The sequence below is a fragment of the Ekhidna sp. genome, from assembly GCF_965227465.1.
In the GTDB taxonomy this organism is placed as follows: Bacteria; Bacteroidota; Bacteroidia; order Cytophagales; family Cyclobacteriaceae; genus Ekhidna.
In genome coordinates, this window is record NZ_OZ245746.1 from 1,609,184 (window position 1) to 1,626,396 (window position 17,213).

At 39.2% G+C, this 17,213-nt stretch carries 15 protein-coding genes; 4 read left to right on the plus strand and 11 right to left on the minus strand.

What is annotated here, in order from left to right; translation table 11 throughout:
* Positions 1-2 precede the first annotated feature (2 nt).
* Both ACO05G_RS07135 and ACO05G_RS07140 read right to left on the minus strand, forming a co-directional pair.
* Complete coding sequence (locus ACO05G_RS07135; RefSeq protein ID WP_421765330.1) at positions 3-1,868, minus strand: hypothetical protein; 1,866 nt, start codon at positions 1,866-1,868, stop codon at positions 3-5.
* A gap of 91 nt (positions 1,869-1,959) precedes the next feature.
* Positions 1,960-2,172 carry a hypothetical protein gene (locus ACO05G_RS07140; protein WP_421765331.1) on the minus strand — a complete coding sequence of 71 codons (213 nt, stop codon included), beginning with the start codon at positions 2,170-2,172 and terminating at the stop codon, positions 1,960-1,962.
* A gap of 84 nt (positions 2,173-2,256) precedes the next feature.
* On the opposite strand from ACO05G_RS07140, the gene ACO05G_RS07145 reads away from it, so the two are divergent.
* Positions 2,257-2,619, plus strand: a complete 363-nt coding sequence (locus ACO05G_RS07145; protein WP_421765332.1) for a DoxX family protein — start codon at positions 2,257-2,259, stop codon at positions 2,617-2,619.
* Here ACO05G_RS07145 and ACO05G_RS07150 read toward each other — a convergent pair.
* Positions 2,607-2,963, minus strand: a complete 357-nt coding sequence (locus ACO05G_RS07150; protein ID WP_421765333.1) for a DoxX family protein — start codon at positions 2,961-2,963, stop codon at positions 2,607-2,609. The two genes, ACO05G_RS07145 and ACO05G_RS07150, sit on opposite strands and share 13 nt — an antisense overlap.
* An 89-nt stretch (positions 2,964-3,052) precedes the next feature.
* On the opposite strand from ACO05G_RS07150, the gene ACO05G_RS07155 reads away from it, so the two are divergent.
* Positions 3,053-4,426, plus strand: a complete 1,374-nt coding sequence (locus ACO05G_RS07155) for a hypothetical protein (protein ID WP_421765334.1) — start codon at positions 3,053-3,055, stop codon at positions 4,424-4,426.
* A 48-nt stretch (positions 4,427-4,474) separates the two neighbouring features.
* Here ACO05G_RS07155 and ACO05G_RS07160 read toward each other — a convergent pair whose 3' ends face one another.
* Entirely contained in the window at positions 4,475-4,942 is a 468-nt protein-coding gene (locus ACO05G_RS07160) for a DUF4199 domain-containing protein (protein WP_421765335.1), read from the minus strand.
* A gap of 67 nt (positions 4,943-5,009) precedes the next feature.
* On the minus strand, positions 5,010-6,515 hold the full coding sequence (locus ACO05G_RS07165) for a tetratricopeptide repeat protein (RefSeq protein WP_421765336.1): 1,506 nt from the start codon (positions 6,513-6,515) through the stop codon (positions 5,010-5,012).
* A gap of 283 nt (positions 6,516-6,798) precedes the next feature.
* Here ACO05G_RS07165 and ACO05G_RS07170 point away from each other — a divergent pair, with 283 nt between their 5' ends.
* Positions 6,799-7,278, plus strand: a complete 480-nt coding sequence (locus tag ACO05G_RS07170; protein WP_421765337.1) for a CIA30 family protein — start codon at positions 6,799-6,801, stop codon at positions 7,276-7,278.
* Positions 7,279-7,289: 11 nt separating this feature from the next.
* Here ACO05G_RS07170 and ACO05G_RS07175 read toward each other — a convergent pair whose 3' ends face one another.
* A complete protein-coding gene (locus ACO05G_RS07175; protein WP_421765338.1) occupies positions 7,290-8,348 on the minus strand; it encodes a hypothetical protein in 1,059 nt (352 codons plus the stop codon).
* An 84-nt stretch (positions 8,349-8,432) separates the two neighbouring features.
* Here ACO05G_RS07175 and ACO05G_RS07180 point away from each other — a divergent pair, with 84 nt between their 5' ends.
* Positions 8,433-8,810 carry a LytR/AlgR family response regulator transcription factor gene (locus ACO05G_RS07180; protein WP_348282423.1) on the plus strand — a complete coding sequence of 126 codons (378 nt, stop codon included), beginning with the start codon at positions 8,433-8,435 and terminating at the stop codon, positions 8,808-8,810.
* Here the strand turns inward: ACO05G_RS07180 and ACO05G_RS07185 are convergent.
* The 5 genes from ACO05G_RS07185 to ACO05G_RS07205 are packed head-to-tail and all read right to left on the minus strand — an operon-like array spanning position 8,802 to position 17,099.
* Positions 8,802-9,941, minus strand: coding sequence for a response regulator (locus ACO05G_RS07185; RefSeq protein WP_421765339.1), 1,140 nt, complete (start codon positions 9,939-9,941; stop codon positions 8,802-8,804). The genes ACO05G_RS07180 and ACO05G_RS07185 overlap by 9 nt on opposite strands.
* Positions 9,938-10,315, minus strand: a complete 378-nt coding sequence (locus ACO05G_RS07190; protein WP_421765340.1) for a response regulator — start codon at positions 10,313-10,315, stop codon at positions 9,938-9,940. The genes ACO05G_RS07185 and ACO05G_RS07190 overlap by 4 nt, the downstream gene beginning before the upstream one ends.
* Before the next feature lie 5 nt (positions 10,316-10,320).
* On the minus strand, positions 10,321-12,342 hold the full coding sequence (locus ACO05G_RS07195) for a tetratricopeptide repeat-containing sensor histidine kinase (protein WP_421765341.1): 2,022 nt from the start codon (positions 12,340-12,342) through the stop codon (positions 10,321-10,323).
* Between the two features lie 10 nt (positions 12,343-12,352).
* On the minus strand, positions 12,353-14,503 hold the full coding sequence (locus ACO05G_RS07200; RefSeq protein WP_421765342.1) for a sensor histidine kinase: 2,151 nt from the start codon (positions 14,501-14,503) through the stop codon (positions 12,353-12,355).
* Positions 14,493-17,099: a sensor histidine kinase gene (locus tag ACO05G_RS07205; protein WP_421765343.1), complete on the minus strand. Its 2,607-nt coding sequence runs from the start codon at positions 17,097-17,099 to the stop codon at positions 14,493-14,495. The genes ACO05G_RS07200 and ACO05G_RS07205 overlap by 11 nt, the downstream gene beginning before the upstream one ends.
* Positions 17,100-17,213 lie beyond the last annotated feature (114 nt).

The window sequence follows — 17,213 nt, forward strand, 5'->3', positions numbered from 1 at the left end:
CCTTAATCAAGACCTACAATTTTTGGCTTTCTCACATTTGGGCTTTGAAAGAATTGCGGGGTTGACAAAGAGACTTTAAAGTAAAAGAACTTACCCTCTGTCGGCGCATTAGGAAACATGGATATTCCAAATTCAAACGTATTAAATACTAAGCTTTCATTCCTAACGCGTACTCCACCACCCATGGTGAAATAGGTCTTATTGTAGGGGTCTTCAATTCGTGTTTCCTGGACATTACCCACTCCCAAATGACCATAGGTAGCAAATCTAAAGCCATAGAAATACCAAGGTTGAAAGACTACATATTCTGTGGTTAGCGATACCAGTTTATTGCCCCTTATCTGGTTTCCCTCAATGCTTCTGATTCTATTTTGCACAGCCAGACTTTGTGAATAGGGGATAGAAAGTCTATTTCCACTGAAGTAATGAAATTGGGTAAATATCCGGGAGAAAGCCGCCCCTAAATCAAATAAAGGCGTGAAATGTCTACCATCAAACTGATATACCTGATTTGATCGTTTATCCTCCATGGTAAAATAGCCAGATTCAAAGTTTGTCAAAAAGTATCCGTAACGATTATTATAAACAGAATAACTCATTTGAATGCCACGATAGTCTCGCTCTCCAAATTCAGTCCAGTCTTTCCCTATCAAGATAGAATAAAGAAATCCGACAGGAATATCCTCGGTAATATTGAATGAAAGAATGTTTTTTGCTTTTAAGAAATTGATTTTGTTGTAGGAAATTGCACCGACAAGAAAATGATGGTTGTGATAGATCACATTACTATCCAGCTGTACCTGTGGGCGCTCATCAAATTTATCATGCTGTAATCTGAGCGCAGCGTTAATGGATTTTCGCTGACTTATTTTGAAAGACTTGCCAGCCCAAACATCATAACTTTTGCGATCTATTTCAAAGTCTTTTTCGTAAAGTGAATCTGCAAATATGAGATCTCTGATGGGCTCCACATGCTCGAATGTAGCTTCTCCAAAATATTTAATATTAGGAGATAAAAAATTACGTGTGAAGGAAATGCCCTTACTTTTTCCCAGGTAGTTATCTGAGACAAATACAGTCCCATCAATGAATGAATTTTTGATATTCCTAATTGTATAGTGTGCGTCGTATCCATGGGTTGGGATTTCATTTCGGTTGAGTAAATAACCCACACCAAACTCGTTTCCTGTACCCAATATATTCTGATTGGTAAATCCTGCCCTATATCCATCGTTATCATCCGAAGAAAGATCAATTGTCCATGGAAAGCGATCCTTAACTATTACATCCGCTCGAACAGAGCCTAGATTTTGGGGATCATAAGTTAAAATGATTCTGGCATCCTCGATGTATGGGAGTGAACGAATGATACGTTCGGAATCTGCAAGGTCAAATGGATTGACTTCATCACCTTCATTAAAAAGCAAATGTTTTTTAAGAACTGAATTAGATGTGCTCTTATGTAATTCGTTGGTGAGCTTACCTATACTTGAAGTAGCCTTTAAAGTGGTATCATTTACTGATCCGCCAAAGAGGTCGACAGAAGTATAGTTAATAGAACTGATTGTCTTTCCCTTGAATGGTTCAAAGAATGATTCACTTTCTTTCGGCTCTTTATTTTCTATCGGATCCCGGGCTGTACGATTGGTAATAAGCAAGTCAAAAAGTTCTTTTGTAACCCTATTTTTTTTCGCCACTTTGTAAATGGAGTCATAAAAATTATCTGATAAGATGTAATTATTGTCATAAACATCGTACTGGGTGTCCTTAGGTAAGGAAATAGTAGTATCCTTCTTTGGAATATATAGTGAGTCAGCAATGACAAGGACTTGATTTTTCTTGATTCTGACCTCTTTCGTTTGAGCCATAGAAAGAAAGGCACTAAAAAAAATGGCCGCTATGAAACTTAGTCGGATGAGTCCATATAAATAATCCTTTTTAAACACGAGGCAATGATAATTAAGAACCGGCTGGTTGTAATAATTTAATTCGAAGGTTGAGTACAGGAGCGGTGTTAGAAACACCTAATAACCAATTGACGATAGGCACAAGGACAAGTGTACCGCCACCACCTGAGATAGTGGATAATATAAACGCTAACACGCCGGCTACAAATATGATAAGTAACGAAACAAATGCCATCTCTGGTAACCATTCAATTAATCCATCCATCTGTAATCAAGTAATGCTCTTTTATAAATTTTAAACATCCTTACCTCTAGCGAGTTAGAAATACTATTAACTAACAATTGAGTTATGCTATACTTAGAAATCGTATTAAAATTAGTGATTGGTTTGAGCATTTTAAATGTGTGGCTACTTAGATCTAAAAAATCTACACAGTATAGAGGTGGCTCGGCCTCCAATATCAAAGAAGAGTTTCAGGCCTATGGATTGCCATCCTGGTTTATGGTTCTCATAGGTACTTTAAAAGTTGCATTGTCCATTTTACTTATTGCTTCAATTTGGTATCCGGCCTTTGAAATGTATGCGGCATTGGGAATAGCTTTTCTGATGGCAGGAGCAGTAACAATGCATTTTAAAATAGGGGATCCCATTAAAAAGGCATTTCCTGCGGCACTTTTCATGACATTATCACTAATAATTTATTTCATATAAGCGCTTAGATAATAGAAGTAAAAGAGGTACGCATTAATGAGCATGAATGCGAACGAGGGCGTTGATTGACGTATATCATCTCTTATTCTTATTCGTACGATAAATCCCATTAACATTAGTAGAGACAACCCTATGGTTGCCATCAATCCTGCAAACGGAAGTTTTATCCCAACCACAATTCCGATAGCTCCCAGAAATTGAAGTATGCTGGTTAGGATTCTTTGTTGATCCGTTAAACCAAATCGATAAAATTCCTTCACCATAGAATCTGAGAATAGGCAAGTAAATCCATAATAGAAAAAGGCAATTGAGGTAAAAACAGCTAGAACTGTATTAAATGTCATACATCTTCAACCCGCACACCATGGAATAGTTTTGCTTTTTCTGATCGGTATTTATTTACTAATAGGACTATTTATTTAGTTTTATCCTGATGGACGCCTCTAACCAACCTTCCACTCCCAAGTGGCTAACAAAGCTTCAACAGCATAGCTGGGAACCTGAAATCTTATTATCCGGTATTGTGCTATATGGAATGTTTAAAGTGCCGGATATTCTGGATGAATTTCTGATCTTTTTTAAATTAAACATTTTTGGAAACTCTCAGGATATTGATAACCTGGTCGCCCTTTTTAAAATGGGCATATACTGGTTGATCACTGGATTGATTCTTCATTTAATATGTCGAGGAGTCTGGATAGGCATGGTTGGGTTGAGTTACACTTTTTCTGATGGTATACGTCACAAGAAACTGAAATATAAAGGCAGGTTTAAAGAGAAAGTGAATCGAACGCCATCTTATGAACTTATTGTAATTAGGCTTGAAAAGATCAGTAGTTCATTATTCAGTATTTCTTTCATGTTATTCATGAGCGTGATTGGAGGCTACTTCTTTTTTTTAATTCTTATAGTTATTCCTTTCACCATACTCTATGTCTATTTTGACCTTGGATTTAGTGGCACTACGTTTGAAATATTTCAAATTTATGTTTTAATAATCGTGAGCATTGCTTTTATAGGGTTAGCGGATTTCCTGAGCTTGGGTTATCTGAGACGTTTCAATTGGTTTGCTAAAATCTACTGGCCCGTTCACAGAGTTATTAGCATTTTAACCCTCTCTCGATTTTATCGACCCATTTACTATGGGGTGGTTACACATTTTAATAAATGGGCGCTTTTCTTATTTCTCCTGGTCTTTACATTTGTCAGTATTGCTGGAGCTGGATCCATAGCAAACAATACGTATTCGGGCGAATCATTTTCTCAGCTCGAATTATGGGGAAGCAACCAAGGTTATACGGCCTACAGTGGATACTACGACGATCAAAATAAAGATAAGTTTTCAAGCAGAGCACAGATACCTTCGGATATTATAACAGGGGATGTACTCAGACTATTTGTGGTTGCTAATATTACAAGTGAAGACGCTATGCTCAAACGTATGCCGCTTGATTCATTAGAAGAGGTTTATCCTGACACCACTGGAGCAGCTCTTAAGCTGATGATAATTTCAGATTTTTACAAGATTGAAATTGATGATAATTCAGTTCCAATTGATCGTTGGTTTTTCCATTACAAAGCACATACAAAACAGCGAGGATATCTCGCTTATATCGATATTGGAACATTAAATGAAGGATCACATATGCTTAAAGTGAGTGGACCAAAGGAAAGGTATAGCTCAGCATTTGCTATAATACCATTTTATAAAGATGTCGCACTAACTGATTTCCCTTCAAGAAGGGCCGATGAGAGTGAAAAATCAGATCCTGATTTCCAACCAAAGCCCTTTGGTATTAGGGATTAATAAAGCAAGCCCTGAGAGGGCTTACTTTATTCCATAGCTATTAAACTATTATGCTTTTGATGCTTTTTTAAGCGGAACAGTTTTATCTGCTTTTAGCCATTGCATGGATATGTATGAGAATAAAAATCCTGATGCCATCGCTTCTACAAAAATGACCATCGAGATGGTTATTTCATTCATGAACAATTTTTGGGTTTGTTGCTCTATAATAGCCGCAAGAAATGAGGCATCTGCGAAAAGATAGATCGCAACAAAAATAGAAAATAGTGTAGCGGTCATTAGGCCAACAGAAAAACCTGTTGCTATACCTGAGAGGTAGTTGAACTCCAGATTTGATTTATTATTTCTGAATTTTTTGATAGCAGTAAATGCACCAGTGAACATAATGATCGAATTAAACGCTCTTAATTCAATGATGTATATGAGACCTAAAAACTTCATTAGAAAGAAAAATCCAATAAGTGCTATTGTGGTATAAATACCATAACGTAAGATGTGTTTTTCTAGTGATTCCATGTTTAGATTAACAATACAGTAGACATATTGTTTGAAAGAATTAGCTGAGGTACGATTCAGTCAATGCCTACACGTCGTTAGCGCTAAGGTTTTCATTGATTTCCCGTAGTGCGTCATCCAATTCTTTAGCTGACAAGTGAAGGCTTTCATTAATGAAATCAAGATTTTGGGAATCTCCCGGTTCATATAGGTCCACGAGCCCTAAAATACGTGCCAGCGGAGCACGTACTATGTGCGAATTAGAGGATAAGTAATCCTTTAGCTGTTGATTTTTCTTCTCAAGCTCTACCGTACGTTGTTGAACCATACTTTCAAGGTTGCTATTCATTTGACTGATTTCATCATTAGCCCTACGAAGTTCTTTGGCCTGAGATTGAATCTGGCGATTAAGTTTTTTAAGTTCTTCGTTAGCCCTTCGTTTACGGCTGAAGTTCTTATACAGGAGATAGGATATCAACAACATACAAACCAAACCTGCTAGAGATGTATTTCTCATCCAGATGGCATTAGCTAATTGCTTTTCATTCTCAAGTTCAATTTTACGCCTTTCTATTTCCTCCTCTATGCGCTGTTGTTCAAAAGCATCTTGTGCCTCTTTGAATGCTATGCGTCGAGTCACATCCATATTAATTAGTGAGTCGTTCAATGCTTTATATTTCTTGAAATAGCCAAGTGCCTCCTTAAAATTTTGGGATTGATCGTATAGCTCTGCAAGATTCTTTGCTGCTTCTCTTGTTTCAGCACGTAATCCAGCTCCATTTGAAAGATTATACGCCTTTTTGAAATACAGTTCTGCCTTTAAGAGTTGATCCTGTTTGCGGTACATCTGCCCCAGGTCAATATAGGTTAGACTGAGCACGTATTGATCTCGATATTTCTCAGCCAAATTTATCGTCAAGTTCAAGTATCTGAATGCTGAGTCGAGTTCATCTAAGTGCATGTAAGTGCTTCCTATATTATAGGTGGCATAAAATGCATTGTCCGGGATATTCAGAGACATGGCCCGATTGAGTGACCTCCTGAAATACTCTAATGCACGATTATAATCTTGTTTTTGCTTATAGATAAATCCAATATTATTTAGCATTACTCCCTGTCGTGCCTTATTATTTAGCTTTTCATACAGTGTTGCTGATTTTTCATAGTATGAAAGCGCAAGGGATGTATCACCAATAAAATTGTACACGCGACCAATGTTATTGTAAATTTTGGCTTGACTATTTGTCTCATTTAGGCGTTCATAAATACTTAGAGCAACCAAAAATTCCTGCAACGCGGTGTAATATTCACCAAGAGATGTGTGACCGATTCCTCTATTCATGATGGCATTAGCTTCACCAAGAGGGTGCTTCATTGAACGGGCGAGCTGCTCAGCCTGGTTAGATAGTAAAATGCTGCTGTCAGGGTTACTATTTCGTAGTGCATAGCTTAGCTCATTCATTGCCTCAACTTTTCGGATCATATCGGTAGAGGTTTCAATAATATCAATGTGTTTTTTTATTTCATCCTGAGCGAATAGGATGGCTGCATAAACACATAAAACGGACGCTATGAATATTCTTATTTTCAGCAAGTTAAAAGACGATGGAAAGTATAAATTAATGAAAAAATTTAGCAGGAACAACCCCTAAACCATTATTAAAATCGAAAAAAAAATTGCAAATAACTATATAAGTTTTTTGTTTCTTATGGCTGAAAACAAACCATTCATTAATACCTGGTATTAACTTATTAAATAGAAAGGCACCTGATATTCAATTGTTTCAGTCTGTTATTAAACACTTTTTCATTGCTAGTGTTTATACATTATGATTTTTCAATTCGTCTTACTAATTATTCAAATATCTAACGCACTCATGATTGATTTTACGTCTCTTGAAAATGATGATTGGTATATCATAAATGATGGTGTGATGGGTGGACTATCCAAAGGAAAAACAACTAAAACAGATGATGGAGTTACTTTTTATGGAAGTGTGTCTTTGGAAAACAATGGAGGTTTTACCTCTTTCAGGGCACCATGGGATGAATATGATCTAACTAACTATAAAGAGGTAACCATTCGATATCGAAGTGAGGGAATGCGTCTGGCATTTGTCATGGAAACTAGTCAACGATTCTGGATTCCAAATTATAAAGTAGGATTGTCCAATTCTGAAGAATGGATCACTGAGACTTTTCAGCTTGAAGATTTCAAACAATACAGGCTAGGAGATCCTACAGGAAAGTCTTTTTCGGATGAGGTTAAAGATGAAATTATACGAGTTGGATTTATCACTAATGAGAAGAGGGCAGGGGACTTCAAATTTGAAGTAGCGATGGTCGAGTTTAATTAATGAGGTTTCGCTCAGGCAGTATTAAGCCACCGCCAAAGTCTTCCTAGCATGGTCTTTGGCTTAGGTTTAGGGAGAGCCTCCACTTTTGCTTTTGGTTCTTCAGGTTTAATCTCACTTTTTATTTTGCGCTTGTTACTCTTCGGCTTTACTTCCTGAAGTTTTTCCTGATAGTGAGATGCTCTTAGTTCTTTAAGCTTTCTGGCTTCTTGTTCTTTTCTGCGTTTTTCCTGACGAGCCTCGTATTCCTCCTGCTTGCGTTTTGCTCTCAGTCGGCGTTGCTCTCTCTCTTCTGGTGTGAGTGGTGGTCGTTTCTTCTTTTTAGGATATCGGTATTCTCTGAGGTCTTTCTCCGTTACAATGTTACTTTCGTTTTCCTCTTTTTCTTTTTTCTCTTCCTTTTCTTCTTTCTTCTTAGGTTCAGGTAAATCTACCTTGCCCACCACCTTCAGTCCGGAGAGTTCTTTTTTTGGCGCTTTGATGAGTTTGATTTTATCCAGGTCAGCAGGTCGTTCCTCAGACTCCAGCATTTCCAGGAGCTTATCAGTTTGAATAACCTCATCCTCATTAATCGCTTCCTTTTCCTCTACTTTTACTTCTTCGAGAGAAGCTTCCTCTGATTCTTCTTTTACAGTTTCAGTTTCTGGCGATTCTACTATTTCGCCCTCTACAGATGCAATATCATCCAGGGGTGTTTCCGGCAGTACAGGTTTCTTTTCTTCCTTAATTACATAATCAGAGTCAGCAGCATCCCATTCAGTCTCTTCTTCTGTGATGGACTCAGACTCCTTATTGATTACCTCAGTTTCTTCTTCATTAATTACCTCAGTTTCATCCTCAACGAAATCCGACTCAGTTTCCGGTTCTTCTTCGGCTATCGGTGGTTCTACAGCTATGGATGGTGCCGTTTGAATGACTTCTGCTTCTATTCCAAAAAAATCCAGTATGTCCGCCTCCACGTCATCACTTAGTTTGGTATTGGAATGCACTTCCTCCTTGGTATCTCCTTCTAAGTAGGAGATAAGGTCCTGTACACGGATGTCATATTTACGGGCGAACTGTCCTAGTCTCATAGAGATGTAGTTTCTGCCGCAAAACTAAAATTAATACCGATGTACAACCAGTTTAAAATCAATTAATTGTTGTACTTTAATTACATGAAGCCGCTAACATGTATTTCTATTGATGATAATCCTCTTTTTACCCGAAAACTAGAAGCTTTTACAGAATCATTGGATTGGATTTCAATCGTTGATTCATACGATAATCCTATTCAGGGAGCCACTGCTATTGTCAATAATAAACCGGATGTCGTATTTCTTGACATTGAAATGCCCTATATCGATGGGGAGTATCTCGCAGATTGGATCAAACCAAAGCTGGAAATGATGGATAACCCCCCTCAAATTATTGTCATTTCTTCGGTGACTGAACCCCCTGAGGAATTGCTTGCAAACACTGCCGGATTCATAAATAAGTCAACGGTGACTGACCCTGAGGCATTTGAGAAAAGCCTCAAAGCAATTTTAGGTTAATTTGGTCGGGAGACTGATACTGAAAGTAGTCCCTTTTCCTACTTCGCTGGTTACTTCAACTTCGCCTTTATTTAGTTTGGTGAATTCGTTTACCAGCTGTAGTCCAAGCCCAATTCCTTTTTCACCTTTGGTACCATAGGTGCTTGATTTTTCACTCAATATGAAAAGGGTTTGAAGTTGTTCTTCGTTGATCCCTACACCCGAATCATGCACGGAAATTTTATTGAAAGCGCCATTTTGTTCAGATTTGATTGTGACTTTTCCTCCTTCAGGTGTGAATTTTAACGCATTGTTAATGAGGTTCCTAAAGATTGTGACCGTACTGTTAAGATCAACATGGACTACAGCTGATGGATCAATCTCTGATTCGATTGTGATGTTTTTACTTTTCGCTATTAATTCAAAAATTTCTACCACATCATGAATCATTTCGGAGAGGTTGATTTTTTCCGGGTTATAAGGAATTTGGCTTAGTTCTGAAGAGGCCCAGTTTAGGAGATTATCCAAAAGCTTGGAAAGATGATCCGTTGCTTTATCTACTTCGCTCATCATCTTCTGTAGGTCTTCGTATTTAGCTTGCTGCAGATAGAGCGAGATCACCTGACTAATACCCTGAAAGGAACTAACCGGCCCTCTTAAGTCATGGGAAATAATTGCAAAAAACCTGTCCTTCAATCTTTTTTGCGCTTTGATCTCTCGAAGGTAGATTTTCAACGTGTCATTTTCCCGCAGCGTCTCGGCATTCTCCCTCAATTGTAGGATGTGCTTGATGGTCTTTACCATCGTGATTTCCAGATCCTTAAAGTCGATGGGCTTGGTGATAAAATCAAATGCTCCCAGATTCATGGCGGTGCGGATGTTCTCCATGTCACCGTACGCAGATACAATGACTGTTTTAAGGAAGTAATTGGTCTCATTGAGCTTAGAAAGTAATGTGAGGCCATCCATTTCCGGCATATTGATGTCGGTCAGGACCAGGTCTACTTCCGTTTCATTCAGCAAGTCCAATGCTTTTTGGCCATTCTCAGCAAAAAAGAATTGATATTCACCGTTTCTGATGTTCTTCCTGAACTTTTGCTTGACCAGGGCTTCTAAATCAGGTTCGTCATCTACTACAAGAATCCGTGTCATATGCTTAAAGATTTAATCTTTTCTTTTAGCAGGGCAAAATCCAATGGCTTGGTAAGGAAATCGTTTGCCCCTAATTTCTGTGCAGTGTTTTTATTTTCATCGTCCCCGTAGGCAGATATCATCATCACAATTGGAGGTGGGGGATTGCATGACTTTTGGATTTTATCCAGGAGCTCCAAGCCACTCATACCAGGCATATTAATATCGGATAAAATGAGTTTGTCCTGGAATCCATTATTATTCAGATATTCCAGTGCTGCTTCGCCTGATAAGACAAACTCCATTTCAAATTCATGAGATTTGATTTCTCGCCTGAATCGCTGCTCAAAAAGCGGCTGAACATCTTGTTCATCATCGACTACTAATATTTTCATGGCGGTTACTTGGTTATTGGTAATTTAATGATAAAACTGCTTCCTTTTCCTTCTTCACTCTCAACTTCTAATGTTCCTCCATGCCCTTTGGTCACAATGTCGTAGCTCATACTCAAACCTAATCCAGTTCCTTCTCCAGCAGCTTTTGTGGTGAAGAAGGGCTGAAAGATTTTATCCCGGATGTTGTCTGGGATTCCGGGTCCATTGTCGGTGACGGTGATTTGGATACCTTTTGTACTATCATCATCTGCAATAATTCCCCCTTTGGAGGGGGGTAGGGGGAGGTATTTAGTAGAGACAGTTACAATTGGCTTTTCGGTTTCTCTTACCGCCTGAAAAGCATTATTAATCAGATTCAATAGTACACGACCAATATCCTGTGGGATTACATTGACCTTTGGTAAACCAGGAGCTAGCTCAGTTTTAAAATCCGCATTAAAGGACTTATCTTTTGCTCGTAATCCATGATATGCGAGACGTAAGTACTCATCTGCTAACTGGTTGATATCAGTGAGCTCTTTTTCGTCATTGCCAGTACGGGAATGCTGGAGCATGCTCTTAACTATCTCTTCTGCTCGTTTGCCATGATGGGCAATCTTCGTTTCATTCTCATGGAGATCATCAAGTATAGCTTGAATTTCCTCCTGATCATTTTTAGCGACTGCTTCCTTCAATTCATCTACCAACTCTTTATTGAGTTCAGAGAAATTATTCACGAAGTTGAGTGGATTTTGGATCTCATGAGCAATGCCTGCCGTCAGCTCGCCGAGGGAGGCCATCTTTTCGGAGTGAATGAGTTTGGTTTGGGCTGATTTGAGTTTTGAAATTGACTCTTTTAATGCTCGATTTGCTTTCTGCTTTTGACGATTATTCCTAAAGAGAATTAACCCAATAAGTACAAGAATTGAAGATCCTGTAAGCAGTGCTATTTGTCGATTTCTACTTTGATTGGCAATTCGCTGAATATTTTCCTCCTTATTTCTTTCTTGCTCGTCTAGAATTATTTGCTGCAATTCCTGCAATTTCTTTGTCCCAGCAATATCTTCTTGTACTTCGTTTGCCATTAGGAGATAACTATAAGCATCTTCATAGTTCTTTCGCTCTTTGAATACACTACTAATAAGCAAAGCAGACTCACGAATAATCTTCTTGAATGAGATTTTTTCAGCCGTTAGAATTGCATTTTGGGCATAATTGAGTGCTGAATCTGTCATTTGAAGTTCAAGATAGAGTTCCGCTATTGAATAATAGCTCATAGCAAGATTTCTCAAATCGTTATCAAATTGAGCCTCTTGAATGGCCCTCTGATAGTAAAAAAGAGCACTGTCCAAACTTTGCTTAAGCTTAAATGCATTTCCATACCTAAACATGATTTCTGGGAATGTATAATCATATCTATCAGTTGCACTTAAAGATGCCTTGTAAACTATTTTTTGATAATACAAAGCTGAATCTGGCTGATTCATTAAGGAATAAATGTTTCCAATATTTGAAATTTCATTGTGATACATTCCAGTATCGCCTATTGACCAAAACTGAGCTTTTGATAATTCATAATATTCTATAGCTCGACGGTAGTCTGCTAACTCCATATACACATTTCCAATTCTATTAAGTGCATTACTTGTTACTACTGTATCTCTTAATTCTTCGCCAATTCTTAATGCTTCAAATTGATAAGCCAGTGACTCAGGCAGTTTGCCATTCTCTAAAAAAACTGCCCCAATCAAAGAAAGCAGATACGCTTTCTGATTTGTTAAATTCAATTTTTCCGCTATTGCTAATGCTGTATTATAGTAGTGAAGTGATGAATCAATATTTGAAAATCGATATCCAGTTGCTATAGCGGTGCTAAGCCTAAGTTTAGTTGAATCATGTTTCGATTCGGAAAATTTCTTTTTGATTAAGGACAGTTGATCAGCAGGTACTTGCCCGCTGCTTGAAAAGCTGAAAGAAAACAGGATAATGATAAGTGAAACGACTCTTATCATGCGGTAATCAAGTATATCTTTTAATATGGCACACATATTAATTCATTTATGTGTTTCCTCTTACAGGTAATTTAATGACAAATGAAGTTCTACTCATTGGCTTGGATTCAAACATAATTTCTCCATCATGACCCTTGGTCACAATGTCATAGCTCATACTCAACCCTAACCCAGTTCCTTCTCCAGTTGCTTTGGTAGTAAAGAACGGTTGGAAAATTTTATCCTGAATGTTGTCCGGGATGCCAGGTCCATTGTCGGAGACGGTGATGATGATTGCATCTACATCCCCCTTGCCCCCTTCAAAGGGGGAATTCTTCCTTGTTGTGTTTACGGTAACGGTGGCATTCTCTACATCCCTAACCGCCTGAAAAGCATTATTAATCAAATTCAACAAGACTCTTCCAATATCCTGTGGTATTACATTGACCTTGGGTAGGGAAGGATCTAACTCAGTTTTAAAATCTGCATTAAAGTACTTATCCTTAGCTCGTAAACCATGATAAGCCAGCCGTAAGTACTCATCTGCTAACTGATTGATGTCAGTAAGCTCTTTTTCGGAATTGCCACTGCGGGAATGCTGAAGCATGCTTTTTACTATCTCTTCAGCTCGTCTGCCATGATGGGCAATCTTCGTTTCGTTCTCGAGTAGATCTTTGAGGATGGCCTGGACTTCTTCCTGATTATTTTTAGCTACTGCATCCTTCAGTTCCTCAATCAACTCTTTATTGAGCTCAGAAAAATTATTCACGAAATTGAGTGGGTTTTGTATTTCGTGAGCAATCCCGGCGGTCAGTTCTCCCAGAGAAGCCATTTTTTCGGAATGGATGAGTTGGTTTTGGGTGGATTTTAAATCTTCAATGGATTGATTAAGGGCTGATGTTCGTTCGTTTACTTGCTTCTCCAATAGCACATTCTGGTTGGCAAGTAGCTCACGCTTTTCCTCGTTTACTTTTAATACCTTCTGACTTTCTTCATAAACTTCCTTTAGACTTTCATTCAATCGTGCAGAAACGTAACCGAGTAAAAACAATGGGGTAATTAGATTGGCTAGCGAAATAATTGGCTTATCAAATTCATTGTAAAAATCTAGTAAGTACTTATGTATACTGATGTACTGCAGGGTTGCAAGTGTTGAAGCTATCACTCCTATGACAACTGCCCATTGAGCACCTTTAATCGTTTTCCAATGTTTATATAATAGACTCCCATAATATCCCAACATGAAAGTAAATGCGATTCCAAAAGGCAATGAAATAGAAAAAAGATGCGCAGGAGTATTTGTTATTATCAAGACACAGAAGATCACTTTAGACCAAATTGAATTTTTTTGTGTCAGCATCCATTCCAAAATGAACAGCCCAAGAATGGTTGTGATTGCTTGCAGGTTAATCAGAAATAGAAATCGAATCCTCTCTACAACATAAGAAATCTCAAAAAACGAATTGTAAAAAATCGCGATGGAAGTGAGTAAAACAAATGTGATCAGCCAGGCAATGAGTTTGAAAAGTGTTTGACTCTTATTTAGAAAGTAGAGAAACCAAAACAAAAAGAATAAAAGGGCACTTAACCCAATGCTCAATGAGCCAAAGATGTATGATGACTTGGAGTGCCGATCCACATAATCGATATATGCCGGCCCGGTAATCGCAAGGAGACTTTTAAGATTTTCAGGTTTCAACCTGAGCTCTCGTTGCAGGAATGTGGTTTCATAATCCACAAAATGGATGGCTAGTAGGTATTCTTTCCCAATTTCCAGACTAATGGGTATAGGATATTTTAGTACTGGATTGTATGGTTCGTAGGGATTGCCGGTATCACCGAACGAATGAATCAATTCCCCATTAATGTAGATATCAGTAGCGGCCCAAAGATCCCTACTGATTGACAGTGGAATACCATCAAATGATTCGTTCAGTTTGATCTTAAGGCGAAACCAACCTTCCAGTCTTCCTGTAGCATCCATCTTTGCAGTGAGTTGGTTTGGTCTGAATGTCTTCCAATCTGATACATCCAGAGCAGATTGAGCCCACTCAGGATCATGCCCTTGTTTAAACAACCAACCATCTAAAGGTGCCAAAAACAGGCGTTGGTGAGAGTGAAACATGGAGCGGTCAAGTACGATTACCTTATCCTGGCTTATCACTAAATGGAAGCCACAGAGTACAACAAGCAATATCAAAAGAGATTTATGATGCATGGATTGGTAGTCGTATGGTAAACGTGGATCCTTTTCCTACCTTACTTTCCAGCTCAATGGTACCGCCATGTCCTTTTGATATGATGTCATGACTAAGCGATAAGCCAAGTCCGGTTCCTGATCCGGTGGCTTTGGTAGTAAAAAATGGCTGAAATATTTTGTCTTTGATTTTATCAGGAATGCCGGCACCATTGTCTTTCACCTGAATTTTGATGTGATCTTCTTCTTTCTGCGTGACAACTTCTACTGAAGGTTTGTGCTTTGTATCTTTTTTACTTTGTTCAGCTGTAGCATGGAAGGCATTATTGATCAGGTTGAGGAATACCCTACCAATATCCTGAGAAAGCACTTTTATTTTTGGGAGATTCTCATCAAGTGAACACTTAAATTCTGCATTGAACGACTTGTCCTTGGCCCTTAGCCCATGGTAAGAGAGACGGAGAAATTCGTCTGCTAAGGCATTGATGTCTGTCAGCTCCTTCTTGCCATCACCGCCTCTGGAATGTTGAAGCATCCCTTTTACAATGCCTTCAGCTCGTCTGCCGTGATGGATGATTTTTTCTTCGTTGGCTTTTAAGTCCGCCAGGATTTCGTTGGCTTCTTCCATGTCACCGGAAGCCAATGCTTCTCTTAATTCATCCACCAACTCGGTATTTAGGTCAGAGAAGTTATTGACAAAGTTTAGTGGGTTTTGAATTTCATGCGCAATTCCGGCAGTAAGCTCTCCAAGTGAAGCCATCTTTTCTGCATGCACCAATTGACTTTGCGTGGAGCGGAGTTCACCGAGTGCGTCTTCAGCCATTCGCTTGGCTTTTTCCAGTTGGAGGAAATCCTCATACCGAGTATATGCGATTGAGAATGCATTTCCTACATCATGGATTAAGTCTAAATTAGTATCAGTCAGAAACTCTTCTGTTCCGATATAGAGCATGCCTTGTTTGAAAGGGACGAACTGGAGGCAAAGCTTTTCTGGAGGGAAGGATGAATACTGATAGGATTTTGGACTTTTAACCAGTCCTTGTCTTGCCAGATCCTCAGACCATTCTACAAACTGCTGCTTGTCCCACTCTTCACGGTAAATAGTTTGCTTTTTCCAATGCTTCGAAGCAGCTTTCGTGATATTGCTATTATTGAAGTCCAGTGAAAGCACAGCAATGGACTTTCCGGTAGGAGTAGAGAGATACATGTGAATCTCCTTTGACTGATCATCCATGATAAAGATTCCACAACGGAAAAAGGATACATCCAGGTCACTTAGCTCTGACCAAATCATCGGTGTGATTCGCTCCAGATCGGACTGGTTTCTCATGGAAGCAATTTCTGCACGTATGCGGTCTAACGATGCTTGTTTTCGAGCTTCTTTAGCCTGTTCCGCTGCTTTTTGAAGGTCATCAAAACGTTGGTAGGCCAGATCAAACGTACGTGCCATCTTAATAACAATTTTCTCGGTATCCGTGTCTGGCTCGGTCATCATATCAAGCGTCAATAAACCACTGGAAAAGCTGCCGAATGGATTCCATTGTGTTTTCAGCTTATTATTCTCAATGGCTCGCTTGAGACTTTGATAATTTTCCTCATCTACCAGTTTCCACTCTTCCAGTTCTTTCTTGTTTTTCTCCAGGTCGTATTCAATCACAAAATACTCTTCGCCTTTCTTCCACTTGCGCCAGAATTCACCCAGCATATTGAATTCCCTGGGATCATAGGTGGACTTGTGGTCTCTGGTGTATCCCATGTTGCCAGGATCGGAGATGTCCCACATGGTCACTATGTCATTTTCATCAATCAGTATAAAAGCCGCGCCTGTGATGCCTTTAATGCCCAGATTGGTAATCTCCATGATTAAGGTTTGCGTAACCTTGACCAGGTCACTTGGATGATGCATGGCCATGGCTTCTGATCGCACACGCTCAACTGCCGCTTCGATCTGCGCTTCACGGGCTTGTTGCTCTGCCTGTTTCAGATCTTCGAACCTTCGGTAGGCTAGATCAAAAGCTCCGGCAAACCTGGCCAATGTTTGGATTCCTTCTTTTGGAGGATCAGGAATATTTCCCGGTAAACTGTAGCCAATTTCTCCATGGGTGGTCCGGGCCATAATAAAGGTAAGCCCGCCCAGATTACGCACATCTTCCAGAGTCGGTGCATTCGGGTCCAATTGTTCGAAATCGCCCAAGGAAATCATCTTGTCTACATAGGTGACTGCTGTATCCGCATCCATGGGAAAGACCAACGTAGAATCCTTCTTTTTTTCCCACTTAGCGACCAAAGGAATGTCACCATGGATATGTCGGGGAAGTTTCATCACCATTCCTATTCGTGCACCATCACCGGCTGTCATGGCCTTATCATATCGGTCCGGAAGCCAACGCATGTGCCAGAAGTAATGGGCTTCATGTCCCAGCTTCACAAACTCTTTCCGCATGGCTACCACAATATCCTGAAGGTCACGGGATTCCGTCATAGCAGTGGCTTGTGCTCTGATTCGCTCTAGTGCCGCTTCTAATTCCTGCTCCCTTTCAAGTGCTTCTATTTTGGTCAATAGAGCCTTATCCTCTTTTGAGGAGCCTTTAGACGTTGTTGCTTTTGGTGAAGACATACAGTTGGCGGAACCGAAGTTCTCTTTTAGGATTCGCTAGGCAGTGTAAACCTTTAATTTACCTGAGTTTAAGGAATCAACCAAGCTATTTCTGTTTCAAGCATTGTCAATTAT